23 protein-coding genes are annotated in these 17,882 nt (G+C 60.5%); 2 read left to right on the top strand and 21 right to left on the bottom strand.

Annotation, left to right across the window (positions count from 1 at the left end; translation table 11 throughout):
- Positions 1-32: 32 nt before the first annotated feature.
- The 12 genes from atpD to HY028_06800 form a co-directional block, all read right to left on the bottom strand.
- Positions 33-1,451: a F0F1 ATP synthase subunit beta gene (gene atpD, locus HY028_06745; GenBank protein ID MBI3344533.1), complete on the bottom strand. Its 1,419-nt coding sequence runs from the start codon at positions 1,449-1,451 to the stop codon at positions 33-35.
- Between the two features lie 131 nt (positions 1,452-1,582).
- Positions 1,583-2,449 carry a F0F1 ATP synthase subunit gamma gene (gene atpG / locus HY028_06750; GenBank protein MBI3344534.1) on the bottom strand — a complete coding sequence of 289 codons (867 nt, stop codon included), beginning with the start codon at positions 2,447-2,449 and terminating at the stop codon, positions 1,583-1,585.
- Between the two features lie 2 nt (positions 2,450-2,451).
- On the bottom strand, positions 2,452-3,993 hold the full coding sequence (locus HY028_06755; GenBank protein ID MBI3344535.1) for a F0F1 ATP synthase subunit alpha: 1,542 nt from the start codon (positions 3,991-3,993) through the stop codon (positions 2,452-2,454).
- Between the two features lie 41 nt (positions 3,994-4,034).
- Entirely contained in the window at positions 4,035-4,571 is a 537-nt protein-coding gene (locus HY028_06760; protein MBI3344536.1) for a F0F1 ATP synthase subunit delta, read from the bottom strand.
- Between the two features lie 14 nt (positions 4,572-4,585).
- Complete coding sequence (locus tag HY028_06765; protein ID MBI3344537.1) at positions 4,586-5,056, bottom strand: F0F1 ATP synthase subunit B; 471 nt, start codon at positions 5,054-5,056, stop codon at positions 4,586-4,588.
- 36 nt (positions 5,057-5,092) lie between these two features.
- Positions 5,093-5,386: a F0F1 ATP synthase subunit C gene (atpE, locus tag HY028_06770; GenBank protein MBI3344538.1), complete on the bottom strand. Its 294-nt coding sequence runs from the start codon at positions 5,384-5,386 to the stop codon at positions 5,093-5,095.
- Positions 5,387-5,503: 117 nt separating this feature from the next.
- Positions 5,504-6,334 (bottom strand): F0F1 ATP synthase subunit A, encoded by an 831-nt coding sequence (gene atpB / locus HY028_06775; protein ID MBI3344539.1) that lies wholly within the window; start codon positions 6,332-6,334, stop codon positions 5,504-5,506.
- Between the two features lie 11 nt (positions 6,335-6,345).
- Positions 6,346-6,735, bottom strand: coding sequence for an ATP synthase subunit I (locus HY028_06780; GenBank protein ID MBI3344540.1), 390 nt, complete (start codon positions 6,733-6,735; stop codon positions 6,346-6,348).
- Complete coding sequence (locus HY028_06785; protein ID MBI3344541.1) at positions 6,732-6,941, bottom strand: AtpZ/AtpI family protein; 210 nt, start codon at positions 6,939-6,941, stop codon at positions 6,732-6,734. Before HY028_06785 ends, HY028_06780 begins: the two co-directional genes overlap by 4 nt.
- A gap of 55 nt (positions 6,942-6,996) precedes the next feature.
- Positions 6,997-7,773 (bottom strand): ABC transporter permease, encoded by a 777-nt coding sequence (locus HY028_06790; protein MBI3344542.1) that lies wholly within the window; start codon positions 7,771-7,773, stop codon positions 6,997-6,999.
- A 2-nt stretch (positions 7,774-7,775) separates the two neighbouring features.
- Positions 7,776-8,699, bottom strand: a complete 924-nt coding sequence (locus HY028_06795) for an ATP-binding cassette domain-containing protein (GenBank protein MBI3344543.1) — start codon at positions 8,697-8,699, stop codon at positions 7,776-7,778.
- A gap of 95 nt (positions 8,700-8,794) precedes the next feature.
- A complete protein-coding gene (locus tag HY028_06800) occupies positions 8,795-9,109 on the bottom strand; it encodes an NAD(P)H-dependent oxidoreductase subunit E (protein ID MBI3344544.1) in 315 nt (104 codons plus the stop codon).
- Between the two features lie 82 nt (positions 9,110-9,191).
- Between HY028_06800 and HY028_06805 the strand changes: the two genes are divergently transcribed.
- A complete protein-coding gene (locus HY028_06805) occupies positions 9,192-9,617 on the top strand; it encodes an ester cyclase (protein ID MBI3344545.1) in 426 nt (141 codons plus the stop codon).
- A 181-nt stretch (positions 9,618-9,798) separates the two neighbouring features.
- Positions 9,799-10,440, top strand: a complete 642-nt coding sequence (coq7, locus tag HY028_06810) for a 2-polyprenyl-3-methyl-6-methoxy-1,4-benzoquinone monooxygenase (GenBank protein MBI3344546.1) — start codon at positions 9,799-9,801, stop codon at positions 10,438-10,440.
- A 6-nt stretch (positions 10,441-10,446) separates the two neighbouring features.
- Here the strand turns inward: coq7 and speD are convergent, their stop codons facing one another.
- From speD to rpe, 9 genes are all read right to left on the bottom strand, one after another.
- Positions 10,447-11,340: an adenosylmethionine decarboxylase gene (gene speD / locus HY028_06815; protein ID MBI3344547.1), complete on the bottom strand. Its 894-nt coding sequence runs from the start codon at positions 11,338-11,340 to the stop codon at positions 10,447-10,449.
- A gap of 47 nt (positions 11,341-11,387) precedes the next feature.
- Entirely contained in the window at positions 11,388-11,792 is a 405-nt protein-coding gene (locus HY028_06820) for a VOC family protein (GenBank protein MBI3344548.1), read from the bottom strand.
- A 6-nt stretch (positions 11,793-11,798) separates the two neighbouring features.
- Positions 11,799-12,218: an OsmC family protein gene (locus HY028_06825; protein ID MBI3344549.1), complete on the bottom strand. Its 420-nt coding sequence runs from the start codon at positions 12,216-12,218 to the stop codon at positions 11,799-11,801.
- Positions 12,219-12,238: 20 nt separating this feature from the next.
- Complete coding sequence (gene trpC / locus HY028_06830) at positions 12,239-13,051, bottom strand: indole-3-glycerol phosphate synthase TrpC (protein ID MBI3344550.1); 813 nt, start codon at positions 13,049-13,051, stop codon at positions 12,239-12,241.
- Between the two features lie 98 nt (positions 13,052-13,149).
- On the bottom strand, positions 13,150-14,169 hold the full coding sequence (gene trpD / locus HY028_06835) for an anthranilate phosphoribosyltransferase (protein ID MBI3344551.1): 1,020 nt from the start codon (positions 14,167-14,169) through the stop codon (positions 13,150-13,152).
- 59 nt (positions 14,170-14,228) lie between these two features.
- On the bottom strand, positions 14,229-14,840 hold the full coding sequence (locus HY028_06840) for an aminodeoxychorismate/anthranilate synthase component II (GenBank protein ID MBI3344552.1): 612 nt from the start codon (positions 14,838-14,840) through the stop codon (positions 14,229-14,231).
- Positions 14,831-16,390, bottom strand: a complete 1,560-nt coding sequence (locus tag HY028_06845) for an anthranilate synthase component I (protein ID MBI3344553.1) — start codon at positions 16,388-16,390, stop codon at positions 14,831-14,833. The genes HY028_06840 and HY028_06845 overlap by 10 nt, the downstream gene beginning before the upstream one ends.
- Before the next feature lie 110 nt (positions 16,391-16,500).
- On the bottom strand, positions 16,501-17,190 hold the full coding sequence (locus tag HY028_06850; protein MBI3344554.1) for a phosphoglycolate phosphatase: 690 nt from the start codon (positions 17,188-17,190) through the stop codon (positions 16,501-16,503).
- A 4-nt stretch (positions 17,191-17,194) separates the two neighbouring features.
- On the bottom strand, positions 17,195-17,875 hold the full coding sequence (gene rpe, locus HY028_06855) for a ribulose-phosphate 3-epimerase (GenBank protein ID MBI3344555.1): 681 nt from the start codon (positions 17,873-17,875) through the stop codon (positions 17,195-17,197).
- Positions 17,876-17,882: the final 7 nt, after the last annotated feature.

Raw genomic sequence — 17,882 nt, forward strand, 5'->3', positions numbered from 1 at the left:
TTCTCTTGCCTCTTTTCTCTTGCCTCTGTATTTCAAAGCGTCTTCGCCTTCTCTACCGCCTCATCAATCGTCCCGACCATGTAGAACGCCTGCTCCGGCAGGTGGTCGTATTCGCCGTTGACAATGCCCTTGAAGCCGCGGATGGTTTCTTTGAGCGTCACGTATTTTCCGGGACTGCCGGTGAATACTTCGGCCACGTGGAACGGCTGCGACAGGAAGCGCTGTATCTTGCGCGCGCGCGCCACGGCCAGCTTGTCTTCCGGCGACAGTTCGTCCATACCCAGAATCGCGATGATGTCGCGCAGTTCCTTGTAGCGTTGCAGGGTGGCCTGCACCGAGCGCGCCGTGTTGTAGTGCTCTTCGCCCACCACCAGCGGATCGAGCTGGCGCGAGGTGGAATCCAGCGGGTCCACGGCGGGATAAATACCCAGTGAAGCGATATCACGCGACAGCACCACGGTGGAATCCAGGTGCAGGAAGGTGGTCGCGGGAGACGGATCGGTCAAATCGTCGGCGGGCACGTACACCGCTTGAATTGAAGTAATCGAGCCGACCTTGGTCGAGGTGATACGTTCTTGCAGGCGGCCCATTTCCTCCGCCAGCGTCGGCTGGTAGCCCACGGCGGAAGGCATGCGGCCCAGCAGCGCCGATACTTCGGTGCCGGCCAGGGTATAGCGGTAGATGTTGTCCACGAAGAACAGAATGTCGCGGCCTTCGTCGCGGAAGGCCTCGGCCATGGTGAGACCGGACAGCGCAACGCGCAGACGGTTGCCGGGCGGCTCGTTCATCTGGCCGAACACCATCGCCACCTTGGATTCGGGCAGGTTGTCGAGTTTGATGACGCCCGCTTCCGACATTTCGTGATAGAAGTCGTTACCCTCGCGCGTGCGCTCGCCCACACCGGCGAACACCGACAGACCGGAGTGCTCCTTGGCGATATTGTTGATCAGCTCCAGCATGTTCACGGTCTTGCCCACGCCCGCGCCGCCGAACAGGCCGACCTTGCCGCCCTTGGCGAACGGACACACCAGGTCAATGACCTTGATGCCGGTTTCGAGCAGGTCTACCGAAGGCGACAGCTCGTCGAATTTCGGCGCCTTCGCATGAATGGGACGGCGTTCGCCGGATTTGATCGGGCCGACGTCGTCTATCGGACGGCCGAGCACATCCATGATGCGGCCCAACGTGCCGTGACCGACCGGCACCGAAATCGGTGCGCCGGTATTTTTTACCTTCATGCCGCGGCGCAGGCCGTCGCTCGAACCCATCGCAATGGTGCGCACCACGCCGTCGCCCAGTTGCTGCTGCACCTCGAAGGTAAGGCCCGGCTCGGCGCTGCTGTTGACCTGCTCATCGAGCAATAAGGCGTCATACACCCTGGGCATCCCCTCGCGCGGGAACTGCACGTCCACCACCGCGCCGATGCACTGAACTATCGTTCCTGGATTCATGTTCACATTCCTCTACAAAAATTAAAATGCGTTTACTGAAAATTCGTTTTGCCTGCCGCCCCCTCCCCGGCCCTCTCCCCAAAGGGGCGAGGGGGAGTGGGTTGCCTGCTCCCAGAGGGAGCAGGGTCTGTTTACACGGCTGCGGCGCCGCCCACGATTTCCGACAGCTCCTTGGTGATCGCCGCCTGGCGGGTCTTGTTGTAAACCAGTTTCAATTCGTCAATCACGTTGCCGGCGTTGTCGGATGCGGACTTCATCGCCACCATGCGCGCGCTTTGCTCGGAGGCCAAGTTTTCCGCCACCGCCTGATACACCAACGCCTCGATATAGCGCACCATGACGGCGTCTATCGCGGTTTTCGCGTCCGGCTCGTACAGGTAATCCCACACGCCCTCGGCGCCGCCGCTCAGCTTTTCGCCGGACAGCGGCAGCAGTTGCTCCATCACCGGCTCCTGCTTCATGGTGTTGATGAAACGGGTATAAAAAATATACAGCGCGTCAATATCGCCGCTGGAATAATCATCCAGCATCACCTTTACCGCGCCGATCAGTTTTTCCAGATGCGGCGTGTCGCCGAGGCCGGTGACTTGCGACGTGATGCGCGCGCCCAGGCGGTTCATGAAACCCAGCCCCTTGTTGCCGATGGGGCAGACCCGCGTGCCGGTCTTGGCGCCTTCCCATTCCTTCAGCTTGCCCAGCGCCAGGCGCAGCACGTTGGTGTTAAGGCCGCCGCACAAACCCTTGTCGGAGGTGACCACAATCACGCCCACGTTCTTGACCTCAGCACGCTTGACCAGGAACGGATGGCGGTACTCCACGCTGGCGCGGCTCATGTGCGCGGCGACGTTGCGTATCTTTTCGCCATAGGGACGCGACGCGCGCATGCGCTCCTGCGCCTTGCGCATCTTGGATGCCGCCACCATTTCCATCGCCTTGGTGATCTTGCGCGTGTTCTGCACGCTCTTGATCTTGGCGCGTATTTCCTTGCCGCTGGCCATGTCTAGTACACCGCGGTTTTCTTGAACTCTTCGATGGCGAGCGCCAGGGCCTTCTCCGCCTCGGCGTCGAGATCCTTGGTGGTGGTGATCTTGTCTACGATCGCGGCGTGTTTGCTCTTCATGTAGGCATGCAGCGCGGACTCAAAGGCCAGCGCCTTCTTCACTTCCACGTCGTCAAAATAGCCCTTGTTCACCGCGAACAGCGTGACCGCCATTTGCGCCACGCTCATCGGCGCGTACTGCGGCTGCTTCATCAGTTCGGTCACCATGCGGCCGCGCTCCAACTGCTTGCGCGTGGCCTCGTCCAGGTCCGAGGCGAACTGCGCGAAGGCGGCCAGTTCGCGGTACTGCGCCAGCGCCAGACGCACACCGCCGCCCAGTTTCTTGATGACCTTGGTCTGCGCCGCGCCGCCTACGCGCGACACCGAGATACCGGCGTTGATCGCGGGCCGGATGCCGGCGTTGAACAAATCGGTTTCCAGGAAGATCTGGCCGTCGGTGATCGAGATTACGTTGGTCGGCACGAACGCGGACACGTCGCCCGCCTGGGTCTCGATGATGGGCAGCGCGGTGAGCGAGCCGGTCTTGCCCTTGACCTTGCCGCCGGTCATCTTCTCCACGTACTCGGCGTTCACGCGCGCGGCGCGCTCCAACAGGCGCGAGTGCAGATAGAACACGTCGCCCGGATACGCCTCGCGGCCCGGCGGACGGCGCAGCAGCAGCGACACCTGGCGGTAGGCCCAGGCCTGCTTGGTGAGGTCATCGTATACGATCAGCGCATCCTGGCCGCGGTCGCGGAAGTATTCGCCCATGGTGCAGCCGGAATAGGCGGCGATGTACTGCATCGCGGCGGACTCCGAGGCGGTGGCGGCTACGACAATGGTATACGCCATCGCGCCGTACTCTTCCAGCTTGCGCACCACGTTGGCGACGGTCGAGGCCTTCTGCCCGATCGCCACGTAGATGCAAATCATGTCCTGGCCTTTCTGGTTGATGATGGTGTCTACCGCCACCGCCGTCTTGCCGGTTTGGCGGTCGCCGATGATCAGCTCGCGCTGACCGCGGCCGATGGGCACCATCGAGTCTATGGACTTGAGGCCGGTCTGCACCGGCTGACTCACCGACTGGCGCGCGATGACGCCGGGCGCGATTTTTTCAATCGGCGCCGTCTCGGTAGCGGCGATCTGCCCCTTGCCGTCTATCGGCTGGCCGAGCGAGTTCACCACACGGCCGATCAGCGCCTCGCCCACCGGCACTTCCAGAATGCGGCCGGTGCACTTGACCGGGTCGCCCTCGCGGATGTGCTCGTATTCGCCCAGCACCACCGCGCCGACCGAGTCGCGCTCCAGGTTGAGCGCGAGGCCAAAGGTGTTGCCGGGGAACTCCAGCATCTCGCCCTGCATCGCGTCGGACAGACCGTGCACGCGGGTGATGCCGTCGGTGACGGACACCACCGTACCCTCGGTGCGCGCCTGGCTGACGATCTCGAAACTCTCGATGCGCTGTTTTATAAGGTTGCTGATTTCTGAAGGGTTGAGTTGCATGATGCCTTCCTTTAATGAAATTTCAATGGGTGCATGCGGGTTTACTGGGCCAGCGCGTTCGCAAGCTTCGCCAGTTGGCCGCGCGCCGTGCCGTCTATGACGCTGTCGCCGGCGCGGATGAGTACACCGCCCAGCAGCGAGTTATCTATATGCGCAGTGATGCTCACGGTGCGCCCGTAGCGTGCTTGCAGGGTGGCGGCGATCTTGGCCTGCTGTTGTTCGCTGAGCGGATAGGCCGAGATCACCTGCGCTTCCAGGGCGCCCTCCGCGACGGCGCGTTCGGCCTCGAACAAGGCGGCGATTTCGGGCAGCAGGCCGAGGCGGCGATTGGCGATCAGGACTTGTATGAAATTGCGCCCCGTGGGATCGAGGGGTCCGCCCACCAGTTCCAGGAACAGTTTGGCCAATTGTTCCTTGCCCCAGCGGGGATCGCCGAGCAGGTTCTGTATCTGCGGATCGGCCGCCACAGCCGCAGCCAGGGCCAGCAGCTCCGACCACGCCTTGAGGTTGCCCTGCGCCTTGGCCAATTCAAACACGGCCTGGGCATAGGGGCGGGCAATGGTGGTTTTTTCGGCCATGAGTATTCGGAAGCCTAGATGCGTGCGGTAAGCTGGTTGAGCAGGTCGCCGTGCGTCTTGGGATCAATCTCGCGGGCCAGAATCTTTTCCGCGCCGGCGATGGCGATGGAGACCACCTGGCCACGCAGCGCCTCTTTGGCGCGATTAAGCTCCTGGGTGATCTCGGCGCGCGCGCCGACGATGATGCGCTCACCCTCCGCACGACCCTGTCCCTTGGACTCTTCGACGATCTCGGAGGCGCGTTTTTCGGCCTGGGAAATGATCTCAGCGGCCTGGTTCTTGGCGGCGAGGAGCAGATCCTTGGCGCGCTTTTCCGCGAGCTCCTGCTCGTGCTTGCCCTTTTCGGCGGCGGCCAGGCCATCGGCGATGCGCTTCTGGCGCGCCTCCATCATGGCGGTGAGCGGCCCCCACAGAAATTTATTGACGAACCAGATGAGCAGCGCGAACGCCACCATCTGGGCAAACAGGGTTACTGTGATATTCATCTGGTCAGCCTCGCTACAATCAGCCAGCGGTAAGTATTAGCCGCCGGCGGCCTTGAGCGCCGCTTGCACAGCGCCGACGAACGGGTTGGCGAACAGGAACCACATCGCGAACGCCAGAATGATGAACGGGAAAGATTCCATCAGACCGGCGAAGATGAACATGTTGGTCATCAGCGCGGGGCGCATCTCGGGCTGGCGCGCAATGCCTTCCAGCGTCTTGGCGCAGATCAGGCCCCAGCCGATGGCCGAGCCCAAACCGGCAGCGGCCAGAATCACGCCCACGCCCACCGCAGTGTAGGCATAAATCATTGCAATCATATCGGGTGTCATTGGTTACTCTCCTAAAATAGCAAATTGAAAAATCTTAAGGGGCTAGTGAGTGAGGCGTAAGGAGTGAGGTGTGAGGCGAATTTCGCCTCACCCCTCACCCTGAGTTAGCCCCTGCTGTTAGTGTTCTGAGTGCGCCATCCCCAAATACACAATACTCAGTACCATAAAGATGAAGGCCTGCAAGGTGATGACCAGCAGGTGGAAGATCAGCCAGCCCAGATCCAGGGAAACCTGCAACGGGAACCAGAACAGCCAGCCGAACAGGCCCGTGACCAGGGTGCCGCCGATCAGTGCGATGAGCAGAAACACCAGCTCGCCCGCAAACAGGTTGCCGAACAGTCGCAGGCCCAGGCTGAGGGGCTTAGCCAATTCCTCAATCAGAGTCATGACGATGTTGACCGGGATCAGATACTTACCGAAGGGGTGGAACAAAAACATCTTGAGGTAGCCCACCGGGCCCTTCACCTTGATGTTATAGAAGATGATGAGGATGAAGACGCTGAGAGACATCGCCAGGGTGGTGCTGAGGTCGGTGGTCGGCACCACCTTGAGGTGCTCCAGGCCAAGATGCTCGCCGATCCACGGTAATAGGTCCACCGGGATCAGGTCCATGGCGTTCATCAGAAACACCCAGAGAAAGATGGTGAGCGCGAGCGGCGCGATGAGCGGGTTGTGGCCGGGAAAGGCGTCTCTGACCTGTCCGCTCACAAATTCCAGTATCGCTTCAACCGTGTTCTGAAAGCCGCCGGGCTTATCCGGGCTCAGCCGGCGGCCGAGCCGCCAACTGGCGGTCACGATCAGGGCGCCCAACAGGAAGCTGATGACGATGGTATCGAGGTGCCAGGCCCAAAAGCCGGCGCCACCGCAGTCGCCTGCGCAAAGATTGGTGAGGTGGTGTTGAATGTATTCAACGGTCCCGCCTCCACCCGAGCTGGCTGCTTCACTCACGTCACGTACCCTTAATGTGATGTCTTACGCATCGCTATAACATAGCCCAATTGGGCAAGACCAAACCCTACAATGCTGGCGAGCGGATCGAACTTGAATACCGCAAAGCCCAATCCAAATAACAGCAGCACCCACAAAAACCGTAGCATGACCCCTACCGCCGCCGCTCCGATGGCGGCGCCCTGTGTAGCGGCCTCCGTGAGCTTCGTCACGCGGCGCCTGAGCAGCAGGGTCATGATCAGGGTAATGAGCCCCCCATACAGCGCGGACAACGCCTGGAGCCCCCCCTGCAACGCAAAAAAAAACAGCGCCACACCCGCTGCGATGGCGACTTCGTAGACCATCACCGTGCGCGCGGCGCCCGGCAGCGAACTGCTGAGATCGGGTTGCTTCCGCCTCACTGTTTCGACTCCGGCCTGCTCAGCAGCTTATAAGCCTTCAGAAGACCGCCCACAAACCCCAGGCAGCCAAGGATGAACATGAAGAGGGGGAGGGTATCCAACCATACATCGAGGCCATATCCCAATATCAGACCGGCCAGCACCATGGAGGAGAGTATGCTGCCAACTCCAATCAGCGCCAACCCGGTTCCCCTGGCCTTGTTCACAGCGCGCGCATTATAAAGGTTGGGAGGGCACGGCGTCAACGAAATACGGAGAATTTCAGGCCAGCAGACGGCGGCGCAGCAGTATACAGGCCACATACAGCCCCGCCGCGCCATACAGTATCAGGACGCCCAGATGGAGGAGAGGATGGGTGAGGGCCTGTCCGGTCATGAGCGGGCGCACCAACTCCACGGCGTGGGTGAGGGGCAATACCTGCGCCCCCCATCGCACGGCCTTGGGCATGGCCTCCAAGGGGAAAAAGGTGCCGCTTAACAGAAACATCGGGGTAATGACGAGCGTGAAGTAATACACGAAAAAGTCATAACTCTTGGCGAACGCGGTGACGCACAGCGCGAGCGCGGCAAACGACGTACCCGCCAGCAGCACCAGCGGCAGCACCCATAGCGCGCGCAGATCGTGCACCAGCCCCAGCCCCGCCGCCACCGCGACGATGGGCGCGACCGACAGCAGGCTCTTGGCGCCGGCCCAAACTATCTCGCCCAACGCGATGTCATCCACGATGAGCGGTGTGGCAAGCATGCCGCCCCAGGTTTGCTGGTGAGCCATGCGCGTGTAGGCGGAGAACAGGGCTTCAAAGGTCGCGGTGTTCATGGCGCTCGCGCACACCAAACCTGAGGCGAGAAACACGCTGTAGGGCATGCCCTGCATCTCGCCGACAAACGCGCCGAGCCCGAAGCCGAGCGCGAACAGGTAGAGCAGCGGCTCGATGAAGTTACCGAGCATGGCGGGGCCGAGCAGCTTGCGCCACACCAGAAAATTGCGCCGCCAGACATGCAGGAAGCGCAGACTCATGGCGGGTAAGGGGTGGCTCATGCTCAATCCCGTAGATCGCGTCCGGTGAGTTTGAGAAACACGTCTTCCAGATTGCCGGGGCGGTGCAGATAGCGCAGTTGAGGGCATGCCCTCAAGTCGGCGAGCAAGGCATGGGCGTCGTGGGTGTAGCAAAACACCGTCTCGCCGATATGCTCGGCGCGCACCATCAGCGCACGCGCGGGGCCGTTGAGCCAGGATTCGACATCGGGGCCGTGCACTTCCACCACTTGCGGCTCGATGTGGCGCTGAATGAGGCCCGCTGGGCTGTCCTCGGCGAGGATGCGTCCGTGATCCATCACCGCGATGCGACTGCACAGGCGCTCGGCCTCTTCCATGTAGTGTGTGGTGAGAATCAGCGTCTTGCCTTGCGCCATGAGGGTGCGCAGGCGCTGCCACAACATCTGTCGGGCCTGCGGGTCGAGCCCGGTGGTGGGCTCATCGAGAATCAGCAGTTGGGGGTCGTTGATGAGCGCGCGGGCCAGCGTGAGCCGGCGTTTCATGCCGCCGGATAAGGTGTTGATCCCCGCCTGCGCCTTGCCCTCCAAGGCGGCGAAGGTCAATACTTCATGGATGCGGGCCTCCAGCACCGGACCGGAGAGGCCGAAATAACTGGCGTAGACACGCAGGTTTTCGATGACTGTAAAATCCGGGTCGAGGTTGTCCTGCTGCGGCACCACACCGATGCGCGCGCGCATTTCGCGCGCATGTTCAGGCACGGGATAACCGAGCACCTTGAGCGCGCCGCCGCCGGGGGGCGTTACGCCGAGCAGCATGCGTAGCGTGGTGGTCTTGCCCGCGCCGTTGGGGCCGAGCAGCCCGAAACATTCGCCGGGCCGCACGCGCAGATCCACGCCGTCCACCACCGGTACGCCGCCGTAAAACTTGCGCAGCCCCCGCGCCTCGATCACTGCCTGGGTCGCTTCCATGTGGGATTAGATTGGAACCGCCGCAAAATTGCGGGTTTTGCCTTGATGCGCCATTGCGGCTCGTTTCAAGCCAAACCTCTTGTTTTGCAGCGGTTTCAAATTCTCAGGCGCTCAACGATACGCCCGTTAAGGATATGTTCCTCAATAATCTCGTCTATGTCTTCTTTATCCACGTAGGTATACCAGACCCCCTCGGGGTAGACGACCAGCACCGGCCCCTCTTCGCAGCGGTCCATGCAGCCGGCGGTATTCGCCCGCGCATGGCCCTCGCCGCGCAGGCCGAGGGCCTTGATGCGGGTCTTGGCATAGTCACGCAGGGCCTGCGCGCCATGATTCTGGCAACAGGCCGCCCCTGCCTCGCGCTGGTTGGTGCAGAAAAACAGGTGGTGACGGTAATAGGGTTCGCTCACAGAACCAGTATCAAATAACCGGCGGCGGCTTGCAAGCTGAAAAGGCTTGATAGTTATCGGCGGCTATTTGATACTGTGCACTATGTCTATCGAACAGAACAAGGCCATCGTCCGGCGCTACTACGAGGAGCTGTGGAATAAGTGGAATGCCGCCATTGCCGACGAGCTGATCGCCGCCGACATCAACTTTCGCGGCTCCTTGGGTTTCGCCGTGCACGGCATTATGAGTTTTAAGGAATATATGGCGATGGTGCGAGGCGCCTTTCCCGATTTCCACAACGCCATTGAGGAGTTGATCGCCGAGGGCGACCAGGTGGTGGCGCGGATGACCTACAGCGGCAGTCATCGCGGCGAGCTGTACGGCCTTGCACCCACCGGCAAGCAGGTGAGTTATTCGGGTATAGCGATCTTCCGCATCAAGGGGGGCAAGATCGCGATGGGATGGGTGATGGGTGACGCACTCGGCCTGATGAAGCAGCTCGGCGCTATGCATGCGCCGGGACACTGATTCCCGTCACGCTGCAATGTCAGCCTGCTAATGAACTCCTTAAGGGATCTCTGATTTATTCATACTGAACCGCCAAGACGCCAAGAACGCCAAGATTTTTCCTTACAATCGTCAAGCTCTTTTCTTGGCGGCCTTGGCGCCTTGGCGGTTGGCGATATATTTTTCAGAGCTTCCTTAATACATGAATGCCCGAAAAATCTCACCGCTGGATAGTTTAATCATTGGCCTGGACCAGGCGTTGCGTACCGTGTGCACGCCGTCTCAGTGCAGCCGACCAGCGCCCGCCGCGCGGCACGATGACGCGGCGCTCAGTGCGTCTCACAGGGATGCGGCTGCGCGGCTCATGCGCGTCAATCATGCGGGCGAGGTCGCCGCGCAAGCCTTGTATCGCGGTCATGCACTCACCGCGCGCTCCCCAGCCGTTCGCGAGCACATGGAGCGCGCCGCACAGGAGGAAACCGATCATCTGGCCTGGTGCGAACAGCGCGCGCAAGAGTTGGGCAGTCACATCAGCCTGCTCAACCCGCTTTGGTATGCAGGCTCATTCGCCATCGGCGCGCTGGCCGGGCTGGCGGGCGATAAATGGAGCCTGGGTTTTGTCGCGGAGACCGAGCGCCAAGTGGTCAAACATCTGGAGGATCACTTGACGCGCCTGCCCGCCGGGGATGAGCAAAGCCGGGCCATCTTAGAACAGATGCGTGAAGATGAAGCGCAACACGCGACGGTGGCTATCGAGGCCGGCGCGGCGGAGTTGCCGGAAAGGGTGAAGAAGGCAATGGCGCTGACATCCACCGTGATGACCCGCAGCGCTTATTGGCTATAGGGCGCCTTATAAACGAGGTTTGGCCCTCGCCGCCGCCTTCGTGGGCTTTTTCTTTTTCTTCAGTTTCACCACCCCGCTCTTTTTCAGCTTACCCATCCTGGGTATGTTGCGCCCATAAAAAATCTCCGCCATTTCATGTTTCAGGCGCTGTTTGATGAGCTTGCGCTCCTCTTGTTCGAGACCCTCTTTGACCGTGCCGAACAGATAGTTGTTGAGGTCGAACTCCTTGAGCAGCATCTTGGTGTGGAAGATATTCTCCTGATAAACGTTGACGTCTATCATCTGATAGCGGTCTCGCGTCACCTTGGCGATGAAGTTTTGGATAGAGTTGATCTTGTGGTCAATAAAGTGCTTTTTACCGGAGACATCGCGGGTATAGCCGCGCACCCGGTAATCCATGATGACGATGTCGGAGTCGAAGCTGTGCACCAGATAATTCAACGCGCGCAGCGGCGAGATACGTCCGCAGGTGGACACGTCAATGTCGGCGCGAAAGGTGCTGATGCCATTGTCGGGGTGGCTCTCGGGATAGGTGTGCACGGTCACGTGGCTCTTGTCCAAATGGGCGACCACCGCCTCGGGCAGCGGGCCAGGGGCTTCCTCCATGCTGGGCAGCACGGCCTGCGGGATGTGCTCCTCAGAGATCAACATGGTCACACTGGCGCCTTGCGGGTCGTAGTCCTGGTGCGCGATGTTGAGGATGTTGGCGCCGATGATGTTGCATACCTCGGTGAGGATGCTGGTAAGGCGTTCGGCGTTATATACCTCGTCAATATATTCGATGTACTCGCTGCGCTGCTTGGCGGTCTTGGCGTAGCAAATATCGTAGATATTGAAACTCAGGGTCTTGGTCAGGTTGTTAAAGCCGTGCAGCTTGAGCTTCTTGAGCGGCTTCACCATCCCGGACACCTCGCGGTCATTCTATAAGTCATGGGAGCAGAGATCCGTTATTTTTGAGACAGGCGGGGATGAAAAATGAATTGCAGGGTGTTGCCGTCCGGGTCCTGGCAGTAAAAGCTGCGCGAAGCGTCGCGGTGGTCGCGCGGCGCGGCCTTGATAATCACCTGATGAGCACGCAGGTAATCGTGCCAAACGTCTACGTCTTCCCGGGTGTTGAGGATGAATCCCAGGTGGTCGAGGCGTTGATGGGCCGGCGGGTCAAACGCAGCGGGATTATGGTGTAAGGCCAGGTTGTCCTGGCCGGAGGTGAGATACAGATTGCTGGCGTCCGGCCGCCAGTCTACCTGCATACCGAGCAGGTCAACATAAAAGCGTTCGCAGGCCGCCAGGTCATGCACCTTGAGGGCGAGGTGGCGGAGGCCGGCGAGAGGTTGAGGTCGCGCTGCGGTCACCGGTCTTTAGTCCGCCTGAACGATTTCATAATCATGCGTCAGCTCCGCGGTTTTGTTCAGCATCATGGAGACCGAGCAATATTTCTCGGCGGACAGCTCCACCGCGCGTTTGACCGATTCTTCCTTAACGTCCTTGCCGCTCACAGTATAGTGCATGTGGATCTTGGTGAAGACCTTGGGCACGGTCTCGGCGCGTTCGGCGGTGATGTCCACGACGCAGTCACTGATGACCTCGCGTTTCTTGCGCAAGATATCCACCACGTCGAAGGCGGTGCAGCCGCCCAAGCCCAGCAGCACCATCTCCATCGGCCGCACGCCGAGGTTCTGTCCACCCGACTCCGGCGGGCCGTCCAGCACCAACGAGTGGCCGCTGCCGCTTTGTGCGACGAATAAACTGTTTTCCACCCACTTCACGCGCGCTTTCATGAAACTATTATGCCGTGTTTTCAGAACGGCACAACTGGTTTGAATAAATTGGCCAGCGCTGCGCCCGGATCAGGCGCCACCATGAACGCCTCGCCCACCAGAAAGGCATGTACGCCATGCTTGCGCATCAGCGCGACGTCCTTCGGAGTATGAATTCCGCTCTCGGTGACTACGGTGCGGCTGCCGGGAACTTTATCGAGCAAGTCGAGAGTGGTGGAGAGCGTGGTTTCAAAGGTGCGCAGGTTACGGTTGTTGATGCCAATGAGTCTGGTGTTGAGCGCCAGGGCGCGCTCCAGCTCCTCCGAGTTATGTACCTCAACCAGCACGTCCATGCCGAGGTGCAGAGCGAGACCGGTGAGATCATGTAACTGCGCATCACCCAAGGCGGCGACGATGAGCAGGATACAGTCAGCGCCCAAGGCGCGCGCCTCGTATATCTGGTAAGCATCTACCGTGAAGTCCTTGCGCAGCACGGGAAGCTTGGTCGCCGCGCGCGCCTCTTGCAAATAACTGTCGTCACCTTGAAAAAAATCACGGTCGGTGAGCACCGAGAGACACGCCGCGCCCGCGCGTTCATACGATTGCGCGATCTCGGCGGGGCGGAAGTCGGCGCGCATCACGCCTTTGCTTGGCGAGGCCTTTTTGATCTCGGCAATCACCGCCGCCTCGCCGCGTTGGATTTTTGCCTCGATGGCGGCCACAAAACCGCGCGGCGCGGGAGCCTCTGCGGCGCGCTGGCTCAAGGCGCGCAACGGCAGCGCGCGGCCGCGCTCGGTCACCTCTTCGGCCTTGCGTCTGAGAATTTTTTGCAGGATGTCGGGCGGTGCGGTCATATTTTAATAAGGCTCCACACAAAGACGCAAAGACGCGAAGATTATTAGAGATATATGTCTTTGCGTTCTCTGCGACTCGGCGTCTATTCGTGCGGTTATCACTTAAAACTCTGGGTAAAGCTAATCAGTGCTGCGAATTTCTCCCTCGCCGCTCCGCTGGCGATAACCGCCTGCGCCTTACGCACGCCCTGCTCCAGGGTAGGCTCGATGCCCGCCACGTAAATTGCCGCGCCGGCGTTCAATGCCACGATGTCGGTGGCCGGGCCCGGCGTGTCGTCCAACGCGGCGCATAGTAAGCTCAAGCTTTGCTTGGGGCTCGCCACCACCAGGCTCGCCACATCGGCGCGCATGATGCCGAACTCCTCCGGCGTAATCACGTAGCGGGTGATCGCCCCGTCTTTGAGCTCGGCGACGTGCGTGGGCGAGGCGATGCTGATCTCATCCATGCCATCCTCGGCGTTCACCACCATCACATGATGGCTGCCCAGGCGCGCGAGCACTTCGGCCAAGGGCGCCACCCAATCTTTGCCCCACACGCCCACCACTTGATTGCGCGCGCCGGCGGGATTGGTGAGGGGTCCCAGTAAATTAAAAATGGTGCGCACGCCCATCTCGCGCCGCGGCGCAATGGCGTGCTTCATCGCGCCGTGATGTCTGGGCGCGAACAAAAAACCCACGCCGATCTTCTCTATGCACGCGGCAACCTGCTCGGGCGTCAAATCGAGATTCACGCCCGCCGCTTCCAGCACGTCGGCGCTGCCCGATTTGCTGGACACCGAACGGTTGCCGTGCTTGGCGACCTTGGCGCCCGCCGCAGCGGCGACCAGCGCGCTCGCGGTGGAGATGTTGAAGGTGTGCGCGCCGTCGCCGCCCGTGCCGCAGGTGTCCACCAGGCGCCCCACATGCGCCTCAACCTTCGTGCATAGTTCGCGCATCACGCGCGCCGCGGCGGCGATCTCCTCGATGGTCTCACCCTTCATGCGCAGGCCGATCAAGAAACCACCGATCTGTGCGGGCGTGGCCGCCCCGCTCATGATGGTTTCCATGACGGCGGTCATCTCGTCCCCGGATAAATCATGCCGCTCGACTACGGCGCGGATGGCGGATTGGATGTCCATTTAGGCGGGCTCACGCAAAGGCGCTAGGGCGCAATAGCTGTTTATCGAGTATGTTCCCATTATGTAGCTCTTGGCGTCTTTGCGTCTTGGCGTGAAATCCTTAGAAAGTTCGCCAATAAATCGTGTCCATATTGGGTCAGTATGGATTCAGGGTGAAACTGAACGCCTTCGACGTTGAGCGTCTTGTGACGCACACCCATGATCTCGTCCATCTTGCCTTGCGCGTCTTGCGTCCACGCGGTGACCTCCAGACAGTCCGGCAACGTTTCCTTTTCAATCACCAGCGAGTGATAGCGTGTCGCCTCGAACGGACTCGGCAAACCCTTGAAGACACCCTTGCCCGTGTGATAGATCAATGAGGTCTTGCCGTGCATCAATTCGCGCGCGTGCATGATCTTGCCACCGAACGCCTGGCCGATGCTCTGGTGGCCGAGGCACACGCCGAGCAGCGGTATTTTTCCAGCGAATTCCTTTATCGTATCCACCGACACACCCGCCTCGTCCGGCGTGCACGGCCCAGGCGAGATGACGATGTGCGCGGGCGTGAGTTTTTTGATTTCGGCGAGCGTGATCTGATCGTTGCGAAACACGCGCACGTCAGCGCCCAGCTCATCCAGGTACTGCACCAGGTTGTAGGTGAAGGAGTCGTAGTTGTCTATCATCAGGAGCATGGTGTTACCTCCGGCACCGTGACAGGGGTGACATCGAGGCCTCTGGATGCCGTCACCGCTGCGCTCACCAGGGCGCGCGCCTTGCTCATGGTCTCTTCCCATTCCTGACGCGGCACCGAATCCGCGACGATGCCCGCGCCCGCCTGCACGTGCAGCATGCCGTCTTTGAGGACGGCGGTGCGGATCGCAATCGCGGTGTCCATGTTGCCGTTCCAGCCGAGATATCCCACCGCGCCGGAATATATACCGCGCTTCACCGGTTCCAGTTCGTCAATGATTTCCATGGCACGGATTTTTGGCGCACCGCTCACCGTGCCTGCCGGAAAAGTAGCACGCAAGGCGTCCAACGCCGTCATGCCCTTTTTTAAGCGCCCCGCGACGTTGGAGACGATGTGCATGACATGTGAATAACGCTCGATGATCATTTTCTCCGTAAGCTTCACGCTGCCGGTCTCGGCGACACGCCCCACGTCGTTGCGCCCCAAGTCTATCAACATCAAATGTTCGGCGCGCTCTTTCGGATCGGCGAGCAGCTCCTGCTCCAGCGCGCGGTCCTCCTCTTCGGTACCACCGCGCCTGCGCGTCCCGGCGATAGGGCGTACGGTAATCACGCCGTCTTCCAGGCGCGTCAAGATCTCCGGCGAGGAACCGACCACATGAAAATCGCTGAGATCCAGATAAAACATATAAGGCGACGGGTTCAGCGCGCGCAGCGCGCGGTAAAAATTCAACGCGCTGCCTGCATACGGCGCAGTGAGGCGCTGCGACAACATCACCTGCATGATGTCGCCTTCCACGATGTAATGCTTGACGCGCGCGACGGCTTGTTCAAAACCCTGTTGCGTGAAGCCGGACACGAAATCCTCTTCGCGTAGGGTATGCACGGTGTCATGCGGATGCGGTGTAGCATGCTGCAATCGCTCGACGAGTTCGTCGAGCCTGGCCTGCGCCTTGTTCCAGGCATCTTCCAACGCGGGATTGACGTGGATCACCAGATACAGTTTGCCGCTCAAATTATCGAACACCACCACTTCATCCGATACCATGAGCAGAATGTCCGGCGTGCCGAGCGCGTCGGGTTTGGTGCACTTGGCCAGGCGCGGCTCGATGTAGCGCACCGTACCGTAACCGAAGTAACCGACCAGCCCCCCGGTGAAGCGCGGCAGTCCCGCCGCGGGCGCTATTTTGTAGCGCGCCTGAAACTGCTCGATCCAGGTCAGCGGATCGTCGCTCTGCATGCGCTCAATAATCGCACCGTCTTTTTCCACCGTGATGTCATGACCGGAGACGCGCATGATGGTGCGGCAGGGGAGTCCGATGATGGAGTAGCGCCCCCACTTTTCACCGCCCTGCACCGATTCGAATAAGTATGAATAAGGCGCGGTCGCTCCCGGCATCCTGCCTCCCGCGACACTAGTATGTCCTTGTGCGTCGTCGGCGAGTTTGAGGTAGGCACTGAGCGGCGTGTCGAGGTCGGCACAGACCTCGCGTACCAGCGGAATGCGGTTATAACCCTGGCGCGCCAGGGCGTCGAATAGTTGCGGTGTCATGGTCGTTGCTTGTCGAGATAACGGTTAAACGGGCGTAGCAATACAGGGCAGATTCAAGCGTGCGCTTAAACCCGCCATCGTTTTGCTGATCTGCCCTGTTTCATCATCTGTTAAGCAACGGCCCGGTTTGCGTTGAAGAGAGGCGGTAATTCTACCAAAGAATCTATCACTGCGTCAGGTTTGGCGGAGCGGATGTCCCGGCCGTGATTATAGCCGTAACTCATGCAGACGATCTTGAATCCGGCGGCGCGCGCGGCCTTTACATCGCTTTCCGAGTCGCCCACCATCAGCGCCTGCTCCGGCGCCACATCGAAAAACCGCGCGGCGTGCAACAAGGGCTCCGGGTGCGGTTTCTGCTGCGGGAGGGTGTCGCCGCTGATGACGATGGAAAAATTGTCCCGGATGCCCATTTTTTCCAGCAACGGCTCGGTGAATTGCGCCGGTTTGTTGGTGACGCAGCCGAGTTTATAGCCGGCCGTCTTGAGCAGCGCCAGCCCTTCCTTCACCCCTGGGTAGAGACGGCTGTCCACACAGGTGTGCCCGGCGTACAAGTCCTTGAAGACGGTCAAGGCGCGTTCAAACAGTTCGGGGTCCGCCTTGCCGTCCAACTCGTCGGTGAGCGCGCGGTGCACCAGGCGCACTATGCCGTTACCCACCCATAGCCGGACGCGCGCTTCGCCGCGCGGCGGCATACCCAGCGCCTCCATCGTTTTGTCCACGCACCAGGCGAGATCCGGTACACTGTCCACCAGTGTGCCGTCCAAATCTATCAACACCATTTTGGGAGTTTTTAACGTCATGGGATTAAGACTTGCGGCCCGCTGCTTTTTTCAATTCTTCACGCATCTTGGCAATGGTGGCTTTGTAATCCGGCGTGCTGAAGATCGCCGAACCCGCGACGAAGGTGTCGGCGCCCGCCTCGGCGATCTCGCGGATGTTGTCGGTCTTCACGCCGCCGTCTATTTCCAGGCGGATAGGGTAGCCGGACTCGTCAATCAGCCGGCGCGCCTCGCGCAGCTTGGGCAGGGTTGCAGGGATAAAACTCTGGCCGCCGAAGCCGGGGTTCACCGACATAAGCAGGATCATGTCTACTTTGTCCATCACGTATTTCAGATGATCGAGCGGTGTGGCGGGGTTGAACACCAGGCCGGATTTGCAGCCGAGGCTGCGCACCAGTTGCAGCGAGCGGTCTATGTGCTCTGTGGCCTCGGGGTGAAAGGTGATGTACGTGGCGCCGGCCTTGGCGAAGTCCGGGATGATGCGATCCACCGGTTTCACCATCAGGTGCACGTCTATCGGCGCGGTGACGCCGTGCTTGCGCAGCGCCTCGCATATCAGCGGGCCGATGGTGAGGTTGGGGACATAATGGTTATCCATCACGTCGAAGTGCACGATGTCGGCGCCGGCCTTGAGCACGGCGTCAACTTCTTCACCCAGGCGCGCAAAGTCCGCCGAGAGGATGGAGGGGGCGATGAAGTAAGGCATGGGTATC

The organism is Gammaproteobacteria bacterium (genome assembly GCA_016195665.1).
Lineage (GTDB): Bacteria > Pseudomonadota > Gammaproteobacteria > SURF-13 > SURF-13 > JACPZD01.

Excerpts from the sequence above, each read along its gene's own strand:
- HY028_06845 (MBI3344553.1), bottom strand. The coding sequence starts at position 16,390 with ATGACACCGCAACTATTCGACGCCCTGGCGCGCCAGGGTTATAACCGC.
- atpD (MBI3344533.1), bottom strand. The coding sequence starts at position 1,451 with ATGAATCCAGGAACGATAGTTCAGTGCATCGGCGCGGTGGTGGACGTG.
- HY028_06755 (MBI3344535.1), bottom strand. The coding sequence starts at position 3,993 with ATGCAACTCAACCCTTCAGAAATCAGCAACCTTATAAAACAGCGCATC.
- HY028_06765 (MBI3344537.1), bottom strand. The coding sequence starts at position 5,056 with ATGAATATCACAGTAACCCTGTTTGCCCAGATGGTGGCGTTCGCGCTG.
- atpE (MBI3344538.1), bottom strand. The coding sequence starts at position 5,386 with ATGACACCCGATATGATTGCAATGATTTATGCCTACACTGCGGTGGGC.
- HY028_06850 (MBI3344554.1), bottom strand. The coding sequence starts at position 17,190 with ATGACGTTAAAAACTCCCAAAATGGTGTTGATAGATTTGGACGGCACA.
- coq7 (MBI3344546.1), top strand. The coding sequence starts at position 9,799 with ATGAATGCCCGAAAAATCTCACCGCTGGATAGTTTAATCATTGGCCTG.
- speD (MBI3344547.1), bottom strand. The coding sequence starts at position 11,340 with ATGGTGAAGCCGCTCAAGAAGCTCAAGCTGCACGGCTTTAACAACCTG.
- HY028_06795 (MBI3344543.1), bottom strand. The coding sequence starts at position 8,699 with ATGGAAGCGACCCAGGCAGTGATCGAGGCGCGGGGGCTGCGCAAGTTT.
- HY028_06790 (MBI3344542.1), bottom strand. The coding sequence starts at position 7,773 with ATGAGCCACCCCTTACCCGCCATGAGTCTGCGCTTCCTGCATGTCTGG.
- trpD (MBI3344551.1), bottom strand. The coding sequence starts at position 14,169 with ATGGACATCCAATCCGCCATCCGCGCCGTAGTCGAGCGGCATGATTTA.
- HY028_06760 (MBI3344536.1), bottom strand. The coding sequence starts at position 4,571 with ATGGCCGAAAAAACCACCATTGCCCGCCCCTATGCCCAGGCCGTGTTT.
- trpC (MBI3344550.1), bottom strand. The coding sequence starts at position 13,051 with ATGACCGCACCGCCCGACATCCTGCAAAAAATTCTCAGACGCAAGGCC.
- rpe (MBI3344555.1), bottom strand. The coding sequence starts at position 17,875 with ATGCCTTACTTCATCGCCCCCTCCATCCTCTCGGCGGACTTTGCGCGC.
- HY028_06825 (MBI3344549.1), bottom strand. The coding sequence starts at position 12,218 with ATGAAAGCGCGCGTGAAGTGGGTGGAAAACAGTTTATTCGTCGCACAA.
- HY028_06805 (MBI3344545.1), top strand. The coding sequence starts at position 9,192 with ATGTCTATCGAACAGAACAAGGCCATCGTCCGGCGCTACTACGAGGAG.
- HY028_06840 (MBI3344552.1), bottom strand. The coding sequence starts at position 14,840 with ATGCTCCTGATGATAGACAACTACGACTCCTTCACCTACAACCTGGTG.
- atpG (MBI3344534.1), bottom strand. The coding sequence starts at position 2,449 with ATGGCCAGCGGCAAGGAAATACGCGCCAAGATCAAGAGCGTGCAGAAC.